Consider the following 19,420-nt stretch of genomic DNA (forward strand, 5'->3'; position numbering starts at 1 on the left):
GGTGCTTTACCGGTCGGAGCCCTATTTAAAGGTGGAGAACGAGGCGCGCAGGGATAGATAGTTAGTGAGCCGACCGTTGAGCGACATTCATTAAACTGTCACGCAACTGTGGCAGCGCGCTTGAACAAACTTCATCAGACTCGCGCTCTACTGGGGTTCTGTGTTTCGGTGTTTTTCATGCGCGTGTTGCTGTTACTGGCCGCTCTACTGTTCGGCCTGCCGTCTTTTGCGGCGTCTCGATGTGATGTCAATGTCCCGACCCAAACGGTCGATCTGGCTCAGGTGAGCATCGCCTACCAGAGCATCGGCCGTGCGTCCGATCCGGCCTTGTTGCTGGTGATGGGCCTGGGCGGGCAACTGATCCACTGGCCTGACGAGGTTGTCGTCGCCCTGTGCCAGCAAGGTTTCCGGGTGATCCGCTACGACAATCGCGATGTCGGCCTGTCCACCTGGCGCCAGGCTCCGGCCAGCGCCAACCTGACGTTTGAAGTGTTGCGCTACAAACTCGGCCTGCCCGTGGCGGCGCCATACACGCTGACCGACATGGCCGATGACGCCCTGGGCTTGATGGATGCGTTGCAGGTCCAGCAATTCCATGTCCTTGGGGCGAGCATGGGCGGCATGATTGCCCAGCACCTGGCCGCGATGGCACCGCAGCGGGTGGAAAGCCTGACGCTGATCATGACCAGCTCCGGCGCCGAAGGCCTGCCGGCGCCGAACGCGGCGCTGGTGCAATTGTTGTCGCGGCGCAGCGCACCCAATCGCGCAGTGGCCCTGGAGCAACAGGCCGATTTGCTGGCCGCGCTGGGCAGCCCGTATGTCAAGGATGACCGCCAGGTGTTGCTGCATCAGGCGGCGTTGTCCTACGACCGTGCGTTCAACCCCGAGGGCGTGAAACGCCAGATCATGGCGATCCTCGCCGAACCGAGCCGCGTGCCGTTGCTCAACCAATTGCGCGTGCCGACCCTGGTGGTGCATGGCACCGCCGACCCGTTGTTGCCGGTGATGCACGGCGTACACCTGGCCGCGCATATCCAGGGGAGCCAGTTGAAGCTGATCCCGGGCCTGGCCCATCGTTTCCAGGAAGCGTTCAAGGCGCCGTTGCTGGCGGCGGTGCTGCCGTACCTGCAAGCCCATCGTGAAGACGCCGTCCATTGGGCGCAGATCGAGCCGCCGGTCTCGGCGAAGGTGTTGTGACATTGGTGTATCGTGCAGCTTTTGCGGCGCATTAATGCCAGCGAGGTTGCCTACCATGAGTACTGCCCTGAAAATCGATTTCGTCAGCGATGTGTCCTGCCCCTGGTGCGTCATCGGCCTGCGCGGCCTGACCGAAGCCCTCGACCAACTCGGCAGCGAGGTGCAGGCCGAGATCCACTTCCAGCCGTTCGAACTGAACCCTGGCATGCCCGCCGAGGGCCAGAACATCGTCGAGCACATCACCGAGAAATACGGCTCCAGCGCCGAAGAGTCCCAGGCCACCCGTGCGCGCATCCGCGACATGGGCGCCGAGTTGGGCTTTGCGTTCCGCACCGATGGCCAGAGCCGCATCTACAACACCTTCGATGCCCATCGTCTGCTGCATTGGGCCGGGTTGGAGGGCTTGCAGTACAACCTCAAGGAAGCGCTGTTCAAAGCCTATTTCAGCGATGGCCAGGACCCGTCCGATCACGCGACGCTGGTGCGTATCGCCGAGAGCGTCGGCCTGGACCCGCAACGCGCCGCGGCGATTCTCGCCAGCGATGAATACGTCGCCGAGGTGCGCGAGCAGGAACAACTGTGGGTGTCCCGTGGCGTGACGTCGGTGCCGACCATCGTGTTCAACGGGCAGTACGCGGTCAGCGGTGGCCAGTCGGTCGAAACGTTTGTCGGGGCGATTCGCCAGATCATCCGCGAATCCCGATCCTGACGCTGGTCCCATGTGGGAGGGGCTCATTGTCCTCAAGAGAGTCCCTGGCCCGTCCCTTGCATTGACCCCCTAAAGCCCATCCGCAATCCGGTTGGGCGCTGCCATTGGGGGTGAAACATTACCTTGAATATTCTTGACCTCGACCACAGCCTTACGGGCCAGGCGCCGATTGCCCGGCGTTTGGCCAGTGGTCATGCCACCCGTCTCGACTTGCTGGACCTGGGCCCGAAACTGCGCCTGTGGTCCACCGAAAAAACCTGGAAGCGCTTCACCGAACGCCTGGCGGCACGGCCCCGGCCCACGGACGCGCGGCCGGAAATCCTGTTTGTCGGCTCCGGCGATTATCACCACCTGACGCCGGCATTTCTGGCCGACCTGAAAGAACCCATCAGCCTGATCCACTTCGACAACCACCCCGACTGGGTCCGCTTTGCACCCAAGCGCCACTGCGGCTCGTGGGTCAACCGCGCGCTGAAGATGCCGGCGATCAAGCGCATCGTCACCCTCGGCCCGTGCAGCGATGACCTGCATAACCCGCAGCTGCGCGGCGGCAACCTCGGCGCCCTCACGCGCGGGCAATTGCAGCTGTTCCCATGGCAGCACCCGCCGTCGAAAGTCTGGGGGCGGGTCGGCGATGGCGCCGGCCACCAGCAGCAGGAAAACTACCTGTACTGGCGCAACCTGGCGGAGCTGGACTGGGCCGCATTCCTTGAGCAAATGATCAGCAGCCTGCCCACCGAAGCCATCTGGATCACCATCGACAAAGACGTGCTGGCCAGCGAAGACGCGGCCACCAACTGGGACCAGGGCGGCATGCGCCTGAGCCATCTGCTCCAGGCCCTGCGGGCCCTGGCGGCGCGCAAACGGATCATCGGCATCGACGTGTGCGGCGAGTTCGCCAAGCCCGTGTTCAGTAACGCCTTCAAGCGTTGGGAGGCCAAGTCCGACCAGCCGCCGGCCGAGCGCTGGAGCGCCGAGGACCTGCAGCGCAATGCCGCGACCAACGAAGCCCTGATCAACCTGTTTGAGGAGCTGTTCCCGTGACTTTGACCGTGGTGTTGCTGGTGGCCTTTTCCATCGTGCTCGATGTGGTCGGCCAGTTGTTTTTCAAGATGGGCCTGGACCGTTTGCCGGAGTTGGAGGGCGGCTTTCGCCTGAACGCGTTCTGGGGCCAGGTGTTCAATGCGCCGTTGTTGTGGGCGGGGCTCGGGGCCTACGCCATCGAGTTTTTCGTCTGGCTTGAAGCCTTGTCCCGCGCGCCGTTGAGCCTGTTGTTTCCGGCGGCGGCGCTGGCTTACTGCGGGGTGGTGCTGGCGGGCAAGCTGGTGCTGGGGGAAACCGTCAGCCGCCGGCGCTGGATGGGCACGCTGGTGATTACTTTCGGCGTGATGTTAGTCGCGATTGCAGGGGGTCAGGCATGAGTACGCAAAATATCGATCAGGGCTGGTTGCACGAACGCCTTGGCACCGTGGTGCTGTGGGCGTTGCTGATTTGCACCGAGAGCGCCGGGCAGCTGTTTACCAAGGTCGCCGGGGACCAACTGGGGCAGATGGATTTCAACTGGCAGTGGTTGTCCGAAGTGGCGCGCAACCCGGGGATTCTGGCGGCGATCACCAGTTACATCGGCGCGTTTTTCGTGTGGATGCTGATCCTGCGGCGCAGCAGCCTGTCGCTGGCGTTTCCGCTGAGTTCGCTGGTGTTTGTGGTGGTGTTGCTCGGTTCGTGGCTGGGGCTGGGGGAACATATCAGCCTGCTGCACTGGGTGGGCGTTGGGGTGATTATCGTCGGGATCGCGTTGTTGGCCGAAGGCGAGGAAAACTGAAAGTATCGCGATGAAATACATGGCTCCATGTGGGAGGGGCTTGCCCCCGATAGCGCAGGGTCAGCCAATACATACGGGACTGATCTACCGCTATCGGGGGCAAGCCCCCTCCCACATTTTTATCGATGTGCATCAGTCGAACTTGTAGCTGATCGCCGTCTGCACCTGGCTCTGGTTCACTTCGCCGGCCTGCTTGACGATGCTGCTGTTCGCCGCCGAACCCACCAGGCGGACCCAGCTGGCACTGGTCAACAGCGACCATTTCGTCGCCAGGGGAAACTCGAAGCTCTGGGTGAACGTCACGTTCTGGAAGCCGCCGCTGGCGTTGTAGGGGCGGAAACCCGAGGCGGCGGCTTCGCTATCGCTTACGCCGAAAAACGTGTTGGTCTGGCGTCGGTCGGCAAAATGCGCCATCAGGTCGCTGCTGCCGATGATCCCGCCGACCAGCGGATAGCCCAGCTCGCCGCCGACCTTGCCGAGCACGCCGCCCTGACCCTGGGCGCCGCCCACGGCGCGACCCAGTTGGGCGTAGACGCGCCAGAAGTCGGCCGGCGCGTATTCCACGAACCCACCGACTTCGGCCATGCTCGACACTTCGCGCAACCCCGACAACGCGCCGTTGGACGTGCGGCGCGACAGGTAGTTGATGTACGGGCCGGCGCTGAAACCGTTGGTGTTCAGGGCGCTCCAGGACAGGCCGTCATCGGTGCTCAGGCTGACGTCGCCCCAGTCCAGGTCGAGGTATGGAACGGCCGCGGTTTCATAGCGGGTGCCGGTGGGTTCCTTGGGCTGGTAGCTGATACCCGCGCCTGCTTCACCGGTGATGCCTTCGGCCTGCGCGGCTTGTGAAACGCTCCACAGCCCCAGTAACCCGGCGAATACAGCGGAGGTGATCCTGAACATGGTCACTGTTCCTTGATTGAATATGCGCGCATGAACGCGCAAAGCGCAGCCTTGGCGCAAGCACTCATCTTGTTTGTAGCAAGCTACAAAAATTGTAGCTCCTTCGACACAAAACCGTCTGATATCCGCGCAAACCCCCCAGCGCCATTGGGTGCTGGCCAGTTGGCACAGTCCCTGCTCTACACCTTCTGCAAGCGCACAGAGCGCGCTCCTCCTCAAGGTAAACGCAGATGATCCACTGGCATATCGTGTGTGACTTCGACGGGACCATTACCCCCACCGATGTCATCGACAACGTCCTCCAACGCTTCGCCGGCCCCGAGTGGGAAACCATCGAGCAGGAATGGTTGGATGGGCATATCGGTTCACGCGAATGCCTGAGCCGCCAACTCGCGCTGATCAAGGCCACTCCAAGTGAGCTGCTGGCGTATTTCGACAGCGTCGAGATCGACCCGGACTTCCCCGATTTCGTCGATCACGTCATCGGCCTGGGGGCCTCCATCGAAGTGGTCAGCGACGGCATTGAGCAAGGCATCGCGCGGATCCTGTCGCGCAACTACGTGAGCTTGCTGCCGATCCTCGCCAACCGCCTGCGCCAGGTCGACCAGAACAGCTGGCGCATCGACTTCCCGTATGCCAGCGATGCCTGCCGCGCCGCTTCCGGCAACTGCAAGTGCAAATCCACCCCGCGCAACAAGCGCGTGCTGGTGATCGGTGACGGCAAGTCCGACATGTGCGTGGCCTCCACCGCCGACTTCGTTTTCGCCAAGGGCAGCCTTGCCCGGTACTGCGAGGCCAACAACATTCCCCATGCGCGCTTCGACACCTTCGCCGAAGTGAGCGCATTGCTGGCCAAGCTGCCACAGGGCATCGCCGCCAACGCCACGACCTTTGCCCCTACTGACCTCTCTATTGAAAATCAGGAACTCTTCCACCATGTCTGATATCCGCATCGCGAGCGCCGAAGACCAGATTCTTCTGGATAAAGAAGCCAAATACTGCTCTTACGGCGACACCGTTCACTACATCGAGCCACCGCGCATTTTCAGCCGTTGCGAAGGCTCCTACGTGTGGGACACCGAAGATCAGGCCTACCTCGACCTGCAAATGTGGTACTCGGCGGTCAACTTCGGCTATGCCAACCCGCGCTTGAACAATGCGCTGAAACAGCAGATCGACACCCTGCCGCAAATCGCCAGCCAGTACCTGCACAAAGGCAAGATCGAGCTGTCGGAAATGATCGCGGTCGACGCCAAGAAGAAGTTCGGCCTCGACGGTCGCGTCCACTTCAACGTCGGCGGTTCGCAGTCCATCGAAGACTCCCTGAAAGTGGTGCGTAACGCTACCAACGGCAAGAGCCTGATGTTCGCCTTCGAAGGCGGCTACCACGGCCGCACCCTCGGCGCGTCGTCGATCACCTCCAGCTACCGCTACCGTCGTCGCTACGGCCACTTCGGCGAGCGTGCGCAGTTCATCCCGTTCCCGTACCACTTCCGCGGCCCTAAAGGCATGACCAAGGAAGAATACGGCAGCCACTGCGTGCAGCAATTCGCCCGCCTGTTCGAGACCGAATACAACGGCGTGTGGGACCCGAAAGTCGGCCAGAGTGAATACGCCGCGTTCTACGTCGAGCCGATCCAGGGCACCGGCGGCTACGTGATCCCGCCGATGAACTTCTACCGCGAGCTCAAGCAGGTGCTGGACCAGCACGGCATCCTGATGGTGTCCGACGAAATCCAGATGGGCTTCTACCGCACCGGCAAGTTGTGGTCGATCGAACACTTCGACGTACAACCCGACGTGATCGTGTTCGGCAAGGCGCTGACCAACGGCCTCAACCCGCTGGGCGGCATCTGGGCCCGTGAAGAACTGATCAACCCGAAGATCTTCCCGCCAGGTTCGACCCACTCCACCTTCGCCTCCAACCCGTTGGGCACGGCGGTAGGCCTGGAAATGTTCAAGATGACCAACGAAGTCGACTACGGCGCGATGGTCATGGCCAAGGGCAAGTTCTTCCTGGAAGGCTTGCAGGACCTGCAGAAACGCTTCCCGATCATCGGCGACGTCGACGGCCTGGGCCTGGCCCTGCGCTGCGAAATCTGCGGCCCGGATGGTTTCACGCCGGACAAGGCGACCCTGGACTACATGGTCGAAGAAGGCATGAAAGGCGACATGGTGGTGGACGGACGCAAACTCGGCCTGATCCTCGACGTGGGCGGCTACTACAAGAACGTGATCACCCTGGCACCGTCCCTGGAAATCAGCTACCCGGAAATCGAACTGGGCCTGAAGCTGCTCGAGCAACTGCTGGTGCGAGCGACTAAACGGTGAGCAACGTCGGGATCGACCTCGGTGAGGGTGATGCCGGCTTCGTTCTCGGTGAAGGGCCGGTCGGCATCCTGTTGATCCACGGCCTGACAGGCACGCCGACGGAACTGCGCCAGGTCGCCAAGGGCCTGGCCAAGGTGGGTAATTGCACGGTGTACGTGCCCACCCTGGCCGGGCACTGCGGCGACAACAGCGACCTGCAGGCCACCGGCTGGTTGGACTGGTACGAAGGGTTGCGCCGAACCTTCGCCCAGGTCCGCCAGCGCCATGAACAGGTGTTTGTCGGCGGTCTGTCGATGGGCGCGGTGATGTCGATGTACCTGGCCTCGGAGCATCCGGGCCAGGTCGCCGGGCTGCTGATGTATTCGACCACCTTGAAGTACGACGGCTGGAGCATCAACAAGCTGGCGTTCCTTACGCCGTTGCTGATGAAAATTCCGTTCGGCGTGCATATCTGTCGCTTTGAAGAGAAGCCGCCCTACGGCATCAAGAACGAACGCCTGCGGGCGATCGTCGAGCGGCAGATGAAGGAAGGGGAGAGCAGCGAGGCTGGCCTGCTGACCATGGAGGGCATCACGGTGCGCGAGTTGCACCGGATGAACGCCGTGGTCAAGAAGCGCATGCCTCAGGTCAAGGTGCCGGCCCTGGTGCTGCATTCGATCGAGGATGACATCACCAGCCGCTGGAACGCCGATTACGTGGAACGTCACCTCGGCGGGCCGGTGACCAAGATCCTGCTGGACAACTGCTACCACATGATCACCGTCGACCTGCAATACCGCCGGGTGATCGAGTTGAGTGCGGAGTTTGTCGAGATGCACACCGCTTCCGTGGACGCCGGTGCATTGTGGCGAGGGCGCTTGCCCGCGTCAGGCAGCGAAGCGAGCCTGGAACCTGCCACCTCGTTCTAGTTGTAAGGACCGCGTGTCATTGAGGGGGCTGCTGCGCAGTCCAGCGGGAGTACGCTCCCTCGCTACAAAGGATTCGATGTGATAACCACCCAAGCCTTCCCGACCATCCGGGCCATCCGGCGCAGTGCCTGGAACGACTGTTTTCCCGGCGCGCTGGAGGACTGGGACTACTACGTTGCCGTGGAAAACGCCGCGATCGACGATTTTCAATGGCGCTACCTGGCGGTATTTGAAGACGGCGCGCTGGTGGCCGTGGCGGCCGCGTTCATCACCCATTACCGCCTCGATACCACGGTGTCGGGCGTCGGCAAGCGCTTGACCTCGCGGCTGGAGCGGCTGTGGCCGGGTGTTTTGCAAGTGGGGCTGTACGCCATCGGTTCGCCGGTGGCCGAGCGTTGTGACGCTGGGTTTGCCAGTGGCGTGCCTGAGGTTCGGCGCGCGCTGTTACTCAAGCACCTGCTGCTGGCGGCACGCCAGGACGCCGATGAGTTCGGCATCGGCCTGGTGGCGGTCAAGGATGCCCCGACGCAGGACCCGCACTGGGCCGACAGTTGCCGCGCGGCTGGCTTTCAAAGCATGCCGAGCTTGCCCACGGGCTTATTGCCGCTGCCTTACGGCTCGGTGGACGCTTACCTGGGCTCGCTGGGCAAATCCACGCGCAAGGACTTGCGGCGCAAACTGCGCGCGCCAGGCCCAAGGGTGGAGTGGCGGCGCAACATCGACGATGTGCTGCCCGAGGTCATGCGCCTGTACGAAGCCACGCTGACCCGTGCCGAGCTGCAGTTCGAACGCTTGCCCGCGAGTTATTTCACCGGCGTGCTCGAACGCCTTGAACAACGCGCGGTCTGTGTTCTTTACTGGGTCGACGAGCACTTGGTGGCGTTCAACCTGATGCTGGTGGACGAGCATCGGCTGGTCGACAAGTTCTTCGGGCACGACGTGGAGTTTACCCGTGACTACAACCTCTACTTCCGTAGTTGGTTGACCAATGTCGACTACTGTATCCAACACAATATTGCGTTGTATGAGTGTGGCCAGGCCGGATATGCCAGTAAGCTGCGGCTGGGGTGCGAGTTCCAGGGCAACAGCCTGTTCTTCCGCCACCGTAACCGGCTGGTCAACGGCCTGCTCAGACTCGTGAAAATGTTTCTTCGACCGGATCGTTCCGACCCTGCCATGGCTGCTGCGATAAGCGAAACCTGATGATCACCAAGACCCGCCAGAAAGCCCGCCCCTTTGCCATTTCGCGCTGGAGCGTCCAGCGCAAGTTGGTGCTGGCGTTCTGGCTGGTCAGTGTGATTCCGACCATGATCGCGGCCGAGCTGGCCGCCACCACGCTGTCGCAGATTTTCGACAGCAACGTGCGGATCTGGCTGCAGGAATCGACCAAGATCGTCAAGGACGAGATCGGCGACATCCTGCATGACAACGCGCGCATGGCGAAATTGTTCCTGCGCTACGCCAGCCCGCCCTCCAGCCGGGAGGCGGCCAAGCACGACAGGCTCGCCGCCGATATCGCCGAAGCCACGGACATCGACGTGGTGGCCCTGATTCGCAGCAGTGACCACCGGGTGGTGTTCAGCACCGCGCCCAATGACATCGTCAAGCAGATCAACCTGACCAGCAACGCCGCATTGCAGACCGTGCAAGTGGCGGGGGTGAATACCGGCATCGTGGTCTCGACTTTCGAGACCAGCCAGGACGGCGTTGACTACGTGCTGCTGGTGGCCACCTACCTGGACAGCAGTTTCCTCACCAGCGTAGCCGACGTACATTCCCTCGACCTGCGCCTGTACCTGGCCAACCCCGGCGGTTTCTCGGAAATTTTCTCGACCCAGCGCTTCATGGATCACCCCTCGCACATCCCGAAAGGCGTCGAAGCCGAGATGCGCAGCAGCAAGCAACCCAGCGAACAGTTCACCAACAAATACAGCGGTTTGTACTGGCCGATCTTCAACGATGCCGGCGAGCTGCAAGGCGTGATCTTCAGCGGCCTGCTGCGCCATACCAGCCTGGTCGGGCTGGTGAACCAGAGCAACCTGTTCGTGCTGATTTTCCTGCTCAGCTCGGCACTGTCCCTGGCGGCGGGGCTGCTGGTGTCGCGGCGCTTGACCCAACCGTTGCGCGATCTGTCCCAGGGCGTGAGCGCCGTGATCTCGGGCAATTATGCCCACCGTGTGGTGGTCAGCGGCGGCGATGAGCTGGCGCAATTGAGCAGCACCTTCAACCATATGACCGAACGGCTGGGGGAGTTGCATCACCTCGAAGCCCAACTGCGCCGGCGCGACCGCCTGCATGCCCTGGGTGAAGTCGCCATGGGCCTGGCCCACGAAATCCGTAACCCGCTGGGGATCATCAAGACTGCCACCCAACTGCTGCACCGTCGCACCGACTTGCCGGAAGCCGACAAGCGCCACCTGGAATATGTGATCAGCGAAGTCAGCCGGATCAACGACCTGATCACCGAGTTTCTCGATTTCGCCAAACCCAACGCGCCGCTGCGCGTATTGCAACCGGCGCGCGCGCTGGTGGAGGAGATCCTCGGCTTCTGCAGCCCGGAACTGGCCAGCCACAAAATCGACGCCCACATCGACGACCAGGCGCCCGGCGCGACCATCTATGCCGACGCCAAGCAGCTCAAACAGGCCTGCCTCAACCTGATTCTCAACGCTATCGATGCAATGCCCGAAGGTGGCCGCCTGACCCTGGGCATTCGTTCGATGGGCGACAACACGGTCATCAGCGTCGCCGACACCGGCCAGGGTATCCCGGCGGATATGATCGAGCGCATCTTCACCCCGTTCGTCACCACCAAGGCCTCCGGCACCGGCCTGGGCCTGGCCAAAGTCTATTCGATCATGGAAAGTCACGACGGCAGCATCGAATGCATCAGCGAGAATGATGCCGGCGCTACGTTCAGCCTGTACATTCCGGCAACCGGCGAAGACGACGAGGACAGTCATGACGCATAACATATTGGTGGTCGACGACGAGCCCAAGCTCTGTGACCTGTTGTCGTCGGCCCTCAGCCAGAATGGCATCCAGGTGTTCACGGCGGGTAACGGCCTGCACGCGCTCAAAGTGCTGGAGCAGGAAGACATCGACCTGGTGATCAGCGACTGGCGCATGCCGGGCATGGACGGTCCGGCGCTGCTGGCCGAGATCAAGGCGCGCTATTCCCAGGTGCCGGTGATCGTGATGACCGCCTACAGCACGGTGAAAAACGCCGTACAGTCGATGCGCAACGGTGCGTATGACTACATTGCCAAGCCGTTCGATATCGACGAGCTGGACATCACCGTGGCCAAGGCCCTGCAGTTTCGCGACATCATGCGCGACAACGCCCGCATGCGCGCCGAGCTGGACGAGCAGGCGCAGTTCGACAGCCTGGTGGGCGACAGCCCGGCGTTTCGCAAGGTGTTGCAGGCAGTGGATTCGGTGCGCGACAGCAGCGCAACGATCCTGCTGACCGGCGAAAGCGGCACCGGCAAGGAAATGGTCGCCCGCGCCATCCACAAGCACGGCAGCCGGGCCGACAAGCCGTTCGTCGCGGTCAATTGCGCGGCGATTCCCGAAGGGCTGCTGGAAAGCGAAATGTTCGGCCATCGCAAGGGCGCCTTCACCGGTGCCGTGGCCGACCGGGTCGGGCGTTTTATGCAGGCCGACAAAGGCACGCTGTTTCTCGATGAAGTGGGCGACATGCCGCTGGCGCTGCAGGCCAAGATTCTGCGCGCCTTGCAGGAGCGGGTGATCGAGCCGGTGGGCGACCCCCGCGAGCGCAAGGTGGACGTGCGCGTGATCGCCGCCACCAACAAGAACCTGTTGGAGGCGGTGGCCAACAAGGAGTTTCGCGAGGACTTGTATTACCGCCTCAACGTGTTCCCGATCCCGCTGCCGCCCTTGCGCGAGCGCGTGGAAGACATCGCGCCCCTGGCCCGGCACTTCGCCCAGACCTTGAGCGTCACCGCGGGTAAACGCATCACCGGTTTCAGCCCTGAGGCCTTGCAGGCCATGACGGCGTATCACTGGCCGGGCAATATCCGCGAGCTGCAGAACTGCGTGGAACGCGCGACTATCGTGGCGTCATCGCCGGTGATTGAAGATATCGACTTGCCGGGTTATCTGTTCGCGTCCAAGCCCCGCGAGGGCGGCGTGACGGCGATCCTCAGCGACGGGCCGGGCATTCCCCAGGACCTGGATGCGGCGCTGGCGGAGGTGGAGAAAGCCTACATCCAGGCGGCATTGCACGAGAGCAATGGCGTACAGGCGGCGGCAGCGGCGAAGATCGGGATTTCCGAGCGCAGCTTCTGGTATCGCCTGAAGAAGCTGGGGATTCAGGTCGACAAAATAGTCCGCTGAGTTGCCTGGCACAGCACTGTTCTAAATGTGGGAGGGGGCTTGCCCCCGATAGCAGTGGGTCAGACAGCCTATGTGTCTCTGATCCACCGCCATCGGGGGCAAGCCCCTCCCACATTTGGATTGTGGTGTGTCAGGTCTGCAGGCGTACCCAGACGCTGACCAGAACAGTCGCTGCCATCAACCACGCTAGCGCTGCTACGGCTAAAGAGGCTTCCAGGCGCAGGCGATCGACCAGCACGTAGAGCGTCGCCAAATACACAAAGTACGGAATGATCGACCACATCCCGAACAGGATGGTGGTCTTCAAATCGTCCACCGAACGGCCTTTGCCGACGATGTAATGGGCGATCAGCGCAAAGGTCGGGAACAGCGGCACCAACCCGGCGATGTAGTAATTCCGGGTCTTGGCCAACGCGGCCAGTATCAGCACCACCGCCGCGCCCAGGGCGGCCTTCAATATCAGATCCACGCGCGGTTCCTCAGTGGCTCAAACCGTATTTCTTGACCTTGTCGAACAGGGTGGTCTTGGCCATTCCCAGTTCCTGGCTGGCCTGGGTCAGGTTGCCGCCGCTGCGTTGCAGGGCGTCGTTGAGCAGGTTGCGTTCGAAGGCTTCCACCGCTTCGGTGAAGGCCAGGCCCTGGCTGCCGCTGCTGGCGCCGCTTTTCTTGAAGGCGGGCAGGCCCAGGGCGAAGCGCTCGGCGACGTTGCGCAGTTCACGCACGTTGCCCGGCCAGTCGTGGCTCATCAGGTTGGACAGGGTCTGGTTGTCGAGGTCCGGCACGCTGCGGTCGAAGCGCAGGGATGATTGCTGCAGGAAGTGTTCGAACAGTTGCAGGATGTCTTCGCGGCGTTCGCGCAAAGGCGGCAGTTCCAGGGTCACGACGTTGAGGCGGTAGTACAGGTCGCTACGGAACTGGCTGGCGCGGCTCAATTCGTCGAGGTCGGACTTGGTGGCGGCGATCACCCGGCAATCCACCGCCACGCTCTGGTTCGAACCCAGGCGTTCGAGGGTGCGTTCCTGCAACACGCGCAGCAGCTTGATCTGCAGGTTGATCGGCATGCTTTCCACTTCATCGAGAAACAGCGTGCCTTCGTGGGCGTGCTCGATCTTGCCGATCCGACGTTTGCCGGCGCCGGTAAAGGCGTTGGCTTCGTGGCCGAAAATCTCGCTTTCGAACAGGTTCTCCGGCAGGCCGCCGCAGTTCAGCGCGACGAATGGGTGGGCGTGGCGTCGGCTGAAATCATGCAGGCACCGCGCGACCAGTTCCTTGCCGGTGCCGGTCTCGCCTTCAATCAGCACGTTGGCCGAGGTATCCGCGACGTTGGCGATCAATTCGCGCAGGTTCTGCATTGCCGGCGAGCGGCCGATGATGCGTCCTTCCAGGGAGTCGCGCTCGGCCAACTGGCGGCGCAGGGCCCAGACTTCCCGTGCCAGCCCGCGCTGTTCCAGGGCGCGGCGCGCGACGTCGACCAGGCGCTCGGGAGAGAAGGGTTTTTCCATGAAGTCATAGGCGCCGTTGCGCATGGCGCCGACCGCCATGGAAATATCGCCGTGCCCGGTAATCAATACCACCGGCAGGCTTTTATCCAGGGCCTTGAGGCGGGTGAGCAGTTCCAGGCCGTCGATACCCGGCAGGCGGATATCGCTGATGACGATGCCGGCAAAGTTCTCGCCGATGCGCTTGAGCGCCTCTTCGGCACTGCCCACGCCGACGCTGGGGATGTCTTCCAGTGCCAGGGCTTGCTGGCAGCCGAGCAGCACGTGGGGGTCGTCTTCGACGATCAGGACGGTGAGGTCAGGGTTTTTTTCTACGTTCATGACGACTCGGCTGTTTGAGCGCCCACCAGCGGCAGGCTCAGGACAAAGGCAGTACCACCACCGACGGGATGCTCCACGGCGAGGTTGCCGCCGGTGGCCGCGGCCAGGCTGGCGGACAACGTAAGGCCAAGGCCCAGGCCTTGCTCGCCGGGTTTGGTGGTGAAGAACGGTTCGAACAGATGCTTGCGCGCCTCGGGGTCGATGCCATGGCCGTTGTCGCGCACCTGCAGGCGGTATTTGCCGTCGGCTTCATGGCCTTCCAGCCACAGCTCCGGCGCCGGTTGTGCTTGCATGGCATCGAGGGCGTTGCCGATCAGGTTGACCAGGATCTGCTCCAGGCGCGTCTGGTCTATCTGCAATTGGGCCGGGGCAAAGTCGCGGTGCAGCGTCAGCGGCAGGCTGTCGAGGCGTGCGCCGAGCACTTGGAACGCGGCATCCACGGCCTTGCCCAGGTTGGCTTCGCCCTGGTCGTCGCCGCGCCGCGCGAAGGAGCGCAGGCTGGCGGTGATGCGGCCCATGCGGTCGATCAATTCGTTGATGGTCTTGAGGTTGGCGCTGGCGGTATCCAGCGCGCCGCGTTCGAGGAAGCGCACGGTATTGCCGGACAACGTGCGCAACGCGGCGAGGGGCTGGTTCAATTCGTGGGCGATGCTGGTGGACATCTGGCCGATGGCCGCCAGCTTGCCCGCCTGCACCAGCTCATCCTGGGCGCGGCGCAGGGTTTCCTCGGCCTGGCGGCGTTCGCGAATCTGCCCCTTGAGGCGCTCGTTGCTCGCGCGCAGGTCGGCGGTGCGTTCGGCAATCCGGCGTTCCAGCTGGCTGTTGGCTTCCTGCAAGGCTTCCCGGGCGGCGAGGCGGGTGGCGATGACTTTGCGTCGTTCGTTCCAGGCAATCAGCAGGAGCGCCACCAGGCCAAAGGCGACGGCCACCAGGATGCCCTGGTTGATCGCTGCACGGCGCAGATCGTTGAGCGGGGTGAGCAGGGTGAAATTCCACGGCGTGTCGCTCAGCGGCCGGGTCTGGGCCAGGTAGCTGACTTCGTGTTCGTCGGCTACTACTTCGCTGTTGGCCGGAAAGGTCAGTTTTTCTGTGCCTTCGTTGAGGCGCTCGCGGGCCAGGGGCTCCAGCTCGTTCAGCGTCGCCCAGTAATATTGCAGGCTGTGCGCCAGGCGGTCCTTGGTCTCATCGCTCAGGGGGCGCACGGCCTTGAGGCGGCGGGCCGGGTCGCTGGAGAGGATGATGATGCCATTCTCGTCGCTGACAAACGCTTCGAGACGCGCGCGTTTCCAGCGTTCCTCCAGCGCTTCGAGGCGGACCTTGACCACGGCGACGCCGATGATCTTGCCGTGCTCTTCCAGGCCATGGGCCAGGTAGTAGCCGGGTTCGCCATTGGTGCTGCCGATGCCATAGAAACGCCCGGGCTGGCCGCGCACGGCGTTCTGGAAATAGGCGCGGAAGGACAGGTCTTCACCCTGGTAGCTGTCGGCATCGCGCCAGTTGCTGGTGGCCAGTACGCGGCCGGTGGTGTCCATCACATAGATGGCCCGACTGCGGCTGCGCCGGTTCAGACCTTCGAGGTAGTCGTTGACGGTCTTGCGGGTGTCCTGGTTCGGCTCGGCCAGCAGCGTGGACACGCTGGATTCCAGTTCCAGGAGGCTGGGCAGGTACGTGTATTTGCTCAGTTCGCTTTCGACGGTGCGGGCATGCAGCTCCAGCTGGCGTTCGCCGGTATCGCTGAGGGTGCGGATGCCATAGTACTCACTGATCCAGAAGCCGATATAACCCAGGCCGATCATCAGGGCGATGATCAACGGCGGCAGGAACAGTTGGCGGATCAGACGAGGCTTCACGGCAAGTGATGGCGGCGCGGCGCGATAGAGGTTGGGGTCGCATTTCATCACAGATGCCTTGGGTCAGCTACCGCTCACCCCTTCCTGTAGGAGCGAGCTTGCTCGCGAAAAAACCAAGGGCACCGCGTTCATCCAGGATGTGCGCGTCATCGTTGCCGTTTTTCGCGAGCAAGCTCGCTTCTACAGGAGGAGCAAGCTGTGGCTTTTTTAGTGCTGCAGGATTTTCTCGAGGAAGTGCTGCGCGCGTTCGGAGCGGGCGCTGATGTCGCCGAAGAACTCTTCTTTCGGGCAGTCTTCGATGATCTTGCCGGCGTCCATGAAGATCACGCGGTCGGCCACTTTGCGGGCGAAGCCCATTTCGTGGGTCACGCACATCATGGTCATGCCTTCCTGGGCCAGTTGCACCATCACGTCCAGCACTTCGTTGACCATTTCCGGGTCGAGGGCCGAGGTCGGTTCGTCGAACAGCATGACGATCGGGTCCATGGCGAGGGCGCGGGCAATCGCCACACGTTGCTGCTGGCCACCGGAAAGCTGGCCAGGGTGCTTGTGGGCGTGCGCCGACAGCCCGACGCGATCAAGCAGTTGCAGGCCCTTCTTGGTGGCTTCTTCCTTGCTGCGGCCGAGCACCTTGATCTGCGCGATGGTCAGGTTTTCGGTGATGGTCAGGTGCGGGAACAGCTCGAAGTGCTGGAACACCATGCCGACGCGCGAGCGCAGTTTCGGCAGGTTGGTCTTCGGGTCGGCGATGGACGTGCCGTCGACGATCACGTCGCCTTTCTGGAACGGTTCCAGCGCGTTGACGCACTTGATCAGGGTGGATTTACCCGAGCCGGACGGCCCGCACACCACGATCACTTCGCCTTTTTTAACCTCGGTGCTGCAATCGGTCAGCACCTGGAAGTCGCCATACCACTTGTTGACGTTTTTGATAGAGATCATACGGCAAACCTTTTTTGCAGACGCTTGACCAGCAGCGAGGCGGAAAAGCTGATGATGAAGTAGACGACACCGGCGAAGATCAGGAACTCATTGGAGCGGCCGATGATGTCGCCGTTGGAGCGGGCGGAGTTGAGGAAATCCACCAGGCCCACGGTGTAGACCAGCGAGGTGTCCTGGAACAGGATGATGCTCTGTTGCAGCAGCAACGGGGTCATCTTGCGGAACGCCTGGGGCAGGATGATCAGGCGCATGGTCTGACCGTAAGTCATGCCCATGGCCTGCGCGGCCGCCATCTGGCCCTTGGGGATCGATTGCACGCCGGCCCGCACGATTTCACAGAAGTACGCGGCCTCGAACATCATGAAGGCCACGACGCAGGAGGCGAATGCACCGATCGGCGTGTCTTCGCCGGTGATCCAGCGCAGCACGAAGGGCACCGCCAGGTAGAACCAGGTGATGACCAGCAGCAACGGGATCGAGCGGAAATAGTTCACGTAGGCGCCGGCCAGGCGTGACAGCAACTTGCTGGACGACAGGCGCATCAACGCCAGGATCGTGCCGAGGACAATACCGCCGACCACGCCCATGACCATCAACTGCAAGGTCATGACCATGCCGTTCCACAGGCCGGGGATGGCGGGGATGATGCCGCTGAAATCGAATTCCATTATTTACCCCCCACGGAGATCAGGCCGGGCACTGCGACTTTCTTCTCGACCAGGCGCATCAGCAACATCAGGCTCATGTTCAGGGTGAAGTAGATCAGCGTGGCCAGGGTGAAGGCTTCAAACAGGTTGGCCGAGAATTCGGCGGTCTGCTTGGTTTGCGCCAGCAATTCCATCAGGCCGATCAAGGACGCCACGGAGGAGTTCTTGAACACGTTGAGGAATTCCGAGGTGAGCGGCGGAATGATGATCCGGTAAGCCTGCGGCAGCAGCACGTTCCAGTAGATCTGCGGCAGCTTGAAACCCATGGCGCGGGCGGCGGCTTCCTGGCCACGCGGCAGCGCCTGGATGCCGGTGCGTACCTGCTCGCAGACACGGGCGGCGGTGAACAGGCCCAGGCACACCACAACGCTCAGGTAGGCCGAGGTGGTCGGGTTCAGGTCTTGCTTGTACCAGTCCTGCAGGTTTTGCGGCAGCAGGTCGGGTATCAGGAAGTACCAGATGAACAGCTGCACCAGCAGCGGCACGTTGCGAAACAGTTCCACGTAGCAGGTGGCGATGCCCGATACGATACGGTTTGGCACGGTACGCATGACCCCCAGCATGGAGCCCAGCAGCAAGGCGATGATCCATGCCACGACGGCGATGGCAATGGTCCAGCCCAGGCCGGCGATGTACCAGTCGAGATAAGTCTCGCTGCCAACGCCAGTGGACTTGAAGAACACGCCCCAGTCCCAGTTGTAATTCATTAGGGTCTCCCCTCGAGATCGATCGATGTACAAGCACCCGCTTGGGGAAAATCCGTTCCCGCCTGACGGTGAACGCCAGGCACACACGATCGGCTCGAAAACCGCCCGGTCGAGTGTTCCAAAATATAGCCAGCAGGTAGTAACAGACGCCTGAGGGAGGAGTGGCTCCCTCAGGAGATAAGGTTAGCCAGAAATCAGATTTTTACGTCAGGCGCAGGCTTATCGCTCGGATTGGCGATCAGTTCCTTGACCTTGTCGCTCATCGGGAAGTTCAGGTTCAGGCCTTTTGGTGGGATCGGGCTTTCGAACCACTTGCTATAAATCTTGTTGATTTCACCGGATTTGTAGAGCGCGACGATGGCGTCATCCACGGCTTTCTTGAACGCAGGATCTTCTTTGCGAACCATGCAGGCGTAGGCTTCGAAGGACTGCGGAGTACCAGTGATAACCCAGTCATTCGGCTTCTTGGCCTTGGCTTCTTCACCGGCCAGCAGGGCGTCGTCCATCATGAAGGCAACGGCGCGGCCGCTTTCCAGCATCTGGAAGGACTCGCCGTGGTCTTTGGCGGAGATGACGTTCATGCCCATCTGCTTGTCGGCGTTCATCGCCTTGATGATGCGCTCGGACGTGGTGCCGGCGGTGGTCACGACGTTTTTGCCTTTGAGGTCGGCGAAGTCGCTATAGGACGGCTTGCCATCCTTGTCTTTCTTGACCAGCAGGCGGGTGCCGATTTCGAAGATATTGGTGGTGAACGCCACTTGCTGGGCGCGCTCGGCGTTGTTGGTGGTGGAACCGCACTCGATGTCCACGGTGCCGTTCTGCACCAGCGGGATACGGGTCTGGGAAGTGACCAAGTTGTACTTGGCCTGCAGTTGGGGCTTGTTCAGGTCTTTTTTCAGGGCTTCGACGATAGCCAGCTGAATGTCGTGGGAGTAGCCCACCGGTTTACCCGAACCATCCGCGATGTAGGAAAACGGAATGGAGCTGTCGCGGTGCCCAAGGGTGATGGTGCCCGAGTCGTTGATTTTTTTCAGCGTGCCGGTGAGTTCGGCGGCGAAAACTGGAGTGCTGATCAGAGCGGCAGCGATAGCTGCGCCCAAAATATGGGGAACGATGCGCATCAATACTTCCTCGACATTTGTTTTTTTTATGAAGCCGGTTAAGC

Annotated in this window: 19 protein-coding genes; 11 read left to right on the top strand and 8 right to left on the bottom strand. The window is 62.0% G+C overall.

Features of this window, described 5'->3' with window-relative positions; genetic code table 11:
• Positions 1-177 precede the first annotated feature (177 nt).
• The 5 genes from RGV59_RS11545 to RGV59_RS11565 all read left to right on the top strand — a co-directional run bounded on the left by RGV59_RS11545 (position 178) and on the right by RGV59_RS11565 (position 3,728).
• Positions 178-1,197, top strand: coding sequence for an alpha/beta fold hydrolase (locus tag RGV59_RS11545; RefSeq protein WP_046485800.1), 1,020 nt, complete (start codon positions 178-180; stop codon positions 1,195-1,197).
• A 55-nt stretch (positions 1,198-1,252) separates the two neighbouring features.
• Positions 1,253-1,906 (top strand): DsbA family oxidoreductase, encoded by a 654-nt coding sequence (locus RGV59_RS11550; protein WP_057004339.1) that lies wholly within the window; start codon positions 1,253-1,255, stop codon positions 1,904-1,906.
• A 123-nt stretch (positions 1,907-2,029) separates the two neighbouring features.
• Positions 2,030-2,950: an arginase gene (locus RGV59_RS11555; protein WP_017844595.1), complete on the top strand. Its 921-nt coding sequence runs from the start codon at positions 2,030-2,032 to the stop codon at positions 2,948-2,950.
• Positions 2,947-3,327, top strand: coding sequence for a transporter (locus RGV59_RS11560; RefSeq protein ID WP_017844596.1), 381 nt, complete (start codon positions 2,947-2,949; stop codon positions 3,325-3,327). Before RGV59_RS11555 ends, RGV59_RS11560 begins: the two co-directional genes overlap by 4 nt.
• Positions 3,324-3,728, top strand: a complete 405-nt coding sequence (locus RGV59_RS11565) for an EamA family transporter (protein WP_126586133.1) — start codon at positions 3,324-3,326, stop codon at positions 3,726-3,728. Before RGV59_RS11560 ends, RGV59_RS11565 begins: the two co-directional genes overlap by 4 nt.
• Positions 3,729-3,860: 132 nt before the next feature.
• Here the strand turns inward: RGV59_RS11565 and RGV59_RS11570 are convergent, their stop codons facing one another.
• On the bottom strand, positions 3,861-4,631 hold the full coding sequence (locus RGV59_RS11570) for a MipA/OmpV family protein (RefSeq protein WP_046485797.1): 771 nt from the start codon (positions 4,629-4,631) through the stop codon (positions 3,861-3,863).
• 230 nt (positions 4,632-4,861) lie between these two features.
• On the opposite strand from RGV59_RS11570, the gene RGV59_RS11575 reads away from it, so the two are divergent.
• The 6 genes from RGV59_RS11575 to RGV59_RS11600 all read left to right on the top strand — a co-directional run bounded on the left by RGV59_RS11575 (position 4,862) and on the right by RGV59_RS11600 (position 12,229).
• Positions 4,862-5,575 (top strand): MtnX-like HAD-IB family phosphatase, encoded by a 714-nt coding sequence (locus tag RGV59_RS11575; protein ID WP_017844599.1) that lies wholly within the window; start codon positions 4,862-4,864, stop codon positions 5,573-5,575.
• Positions 5,568-6,962 (top strand): aspartate aminotransferase family protein, encoded by a 1,395-nt coding sequence (locus RGV59_RS11580; RefSeq protein ID WP_017844600.1) that lies wholly within the window; start codon positions 5,568-5,570, stop codon positions 6,960-6,962. The genes RGV59_RS11575 and RGV59_RS11580 overlap by 8 nt, the downstream gene beginning before the upstream one ends.
• Positions 6,959-7,870 carry an alpha/beta hydrolase gene (locus RGV59_RS11585; protein ID WP_126586131.1) on the top strand — a complete coding sequence of 304 codons (912 nt, stop codon included), beginning with the start codon at positions 6,959-6,961 and terminating at the stop codon, positions 7,868-7,870. Before RGV59_RS11580 ends, RGV59_RS11585 begins: the two co-directional genes overlap by 4 nt.
• A gap of 78 nt (positions 7,871-7,948) precedes the next feature.
• On the top strand, positions 7,949-9,073 hold the full coding sequence (locus RGV59_RS11590; protein ID WP_017844602.1) for a GNAT family N-acetyltransferase: 1,125 nt from the start codon (positions 7,949-7,951) through the stop codon (positions 9,071-9,073).
• Positions 9,073-10,842 carry a HAMP domain-containing sensor histidine kinase gene (locus tag RGV59_RS11595; RefSeq protein WP_126586129.1) on the top strand — a complete coding sequence of 590 codons (1,770 nt, stop codon included), beginning with the start codon at positions 9,073-9,075 and terminating at the stop codon, positions 10,840-10,842. The genes RGV59_RS11590 and RGV59_RS11595 overlap by 1 nt, the downstream gene beginning before the upstream one ends.
• A complete protein-coding gene (locus RGV59_RS11600) occupies positions 10,832-12,229 on the top strand; it encodes a sigma-54-dependent transcriptional regulator (protein ID WP_104903839.1) in 1,398 nt (465 codons plus the stop codon). The genes RGV59_RS11595 and RGV59_RS11600 overlap by 11 nt, the downstream gene beginning before the upstream one ends.
• A 130-nt stretch (positions 12,230-12,359) precedes the next feature.
• Here RGV59_RS11600 and RGV59_RS11605 read toward each other — a convergent pair whose 3' ends face one another.
• The 7 genes from RGV59_RS11605 to RGV59_RS11635 form a co-directional block, all read right to left on the bottom strand.
• Positions 12,360-12,689 (bottom strand): GlpM family protein, encoded by a 330-nt coding sequence (locus tag RGV59_RS11605; RefSeq protein WP_162231505.1) that lies wholly within the window; start codon positions 12,687-12,689, stop codon positions 12,360-12,362.
• Between the two features lie 19 nt (positions 12,690-12,708).
• Positions 12,709-14,049 (bottom strand): sigma-54-dependent transcriptional regulator, encoded by a 1,341-nt coding sequence (locus RGV59_RS11610; protein WP_017844606.1) that lies wholly within the window; start codon positions 14,047-14,049, stop codon positions 12,709-12,711.
• Positions 14,046-15,947 carry a sensor histidine kinase gene (locus tag RGV59_RS11615; RefSeq protein WP_017844607.1) on the bottom strand — a complete coding sequence of 634 codons (1,902 nt, stop codon included), beginning with the start codon at positions 15,945-15,947 and terminating at the stop codon, positions 14,046-14,048. Before RGV59_RS11615 ends, RGV59_RS11610 begins: the two co-directional genes overlap by 4 nt.
• 159 nt (positions 15,948-16,106) lie before the next feature.
• On the bottom strand, positions 16,107-16,841 hold the full coding sequence (locus RGV59_RS11620; RefSeq protein ID WP_017844608.1) for an amino acid ABC transporter ATP-binding protein: 735 nt from the start codon (positions 16,839-16,841) through the stop codon (positions 16,107-16,109).
• The gene (locus tag RGV59_RS11625) at positions 16,838-17,509 is read right to left on the bottom strand and encodes an ABC transporter permease subunit (RefSeq protein WP_017844609.1); all 672 of its coding nucleotides are present in this window, start codon (positions 17,507-17,509) and stop codon (positions 16,838-16,840) included. The genes RGV59_RS11620 and RGV59_RS11625 overlap by 4 nt, the downstream gene beginning before the upstream one ends.
• A complete protein-coding gene (locus RGV59_RS11630; RefSeq protein ID WP_017844610.1) occupies positions 17,509-18,255 on the bottom strand; it encodes an amino acid ABC transporter permease in 747 nt (248 codons plus the stop codon). Before RGV59_RS11630 ends, RGV59_RS11625 begins: the two co-directional genes overlap by 1 nt.
• A 194-nt stretch (positions 18,256-18,449) precedes the next feature.
• Entirely contained in the window at positions 18,450-19,376 is a 927-nt protein-coding gene (locus RGV59_RS11635) for a glutamate/aspartate ABC transporter substrate-binding protein (protein WP_017844611.1), read from the bottom strand.
• Positions 19,377-19,420 lie beyond the last annotated feature (44 nt).

Source organism: Pseudomonas sp. FG1 (genome assembly GCF_034313875.1).
GTDB classification, from domain to species: Bacteria; Pseudomonadota; Gammaproteobacteria; order Pseudomonadales; family Pseudomonadaceae; genus Aquipseudomonas; species Aquipseudomonas veronii.

Coding starts and splice junctions, on each gene's coding strand:
- RGV59_RS11545 (WP_046485800.1), top strand. CDS start 178: ATGCGCGTGTTGCTGTTACTGGCCGCTCTACTGTTCGGCCTGCCGTCT.
- RGV59_RS11550 (WP_057004339.1), top strand. CDS start 1,253: ATGAGTACTGCCCTGAAAATCGATTTCGTCAGCGATGTGTCCTGCCCC.
- RGV59_RS11565 (WP_126586133.1), top strand. CDS start 3,324: ATGAGTACGCAAAATATCGATCAGGGCTGGTTGCACGAACGCCTTGGC.
- RGV59_RS11570 (WP_046485797.1), bottom strand. CDS start 4,631: ATGTTCAGGATCACCTCCGCTGTATTCGCCGGGTTACTGGGGCTGTGG.
- RGV59_RS11575 (WP_017844599.1), top strand. CDS start 4,862: ATGATCCACTGGCATATCGTGTGTGACTTCGACGGGACCATTACCCCC.
- RGV59_RS11580 (WP_017844600.1), top strand. CDS start 5,568: ATGTCTGATATCCGCATCGCGAGCGCCGAAGACCAGATTCTTCTGGAT.
- RGV59_RS11595 (WP_126586129.1), top strand. CDS start 9,073: ATGATCACCAAGACCCGCCAGAAAGCCCGCCCCTTTGCCATTTCGCGC.
- RGV59_RS11600 (WP_104903839.1), top strand. CDS start 10,832: ATGACGCATAACATATTGGTGGTCGACGACGAGCCCAAGCTCTGTGAC.
- RGV59_RS11610 (WP_017844606.1), bottom strand. CDS start 14,049: ATGAACGTAGAAAAAAACCCTGACCTCACCGTCCTGATCGTCGAAGAC.
- RGV59_RS11615 (WP_017844607.1), bottom strand. CDS start 15,947: ATGAAATGCGACCCCAACCTCTATCGCGCCGCGCCGCCATCACTTGCC.
- RGV59_RS11620 (WP_017844608.1), bottom strand. CDS start 16,841: ATGATCTCTATCAAAAACGTCAACAAGTGGTATGGCGACTTCCAGGTG.
- RGV59_RS11625 (WP_017844609.1), bottom strand. CDS start 17,509: ATGGAATTCGATTTCAGCGGCATCATCCCCGCCATCCCCGGCCTGTGG.
- RGV59_RS11630 (WP_017844610.1), bottom strand. CDS start 18,255: ATGAATTACAACTGGGACTGGGGCGTGTTCTTCAAGTCCACTGGCGTT.
- RGV59_RS11635 (WP_017844611.1), bottom strand. CDS start 19,376: ATGCGCATCGTTCCCCATATTTTGGGCGCAGCTATCGCTGCCGCTCTG.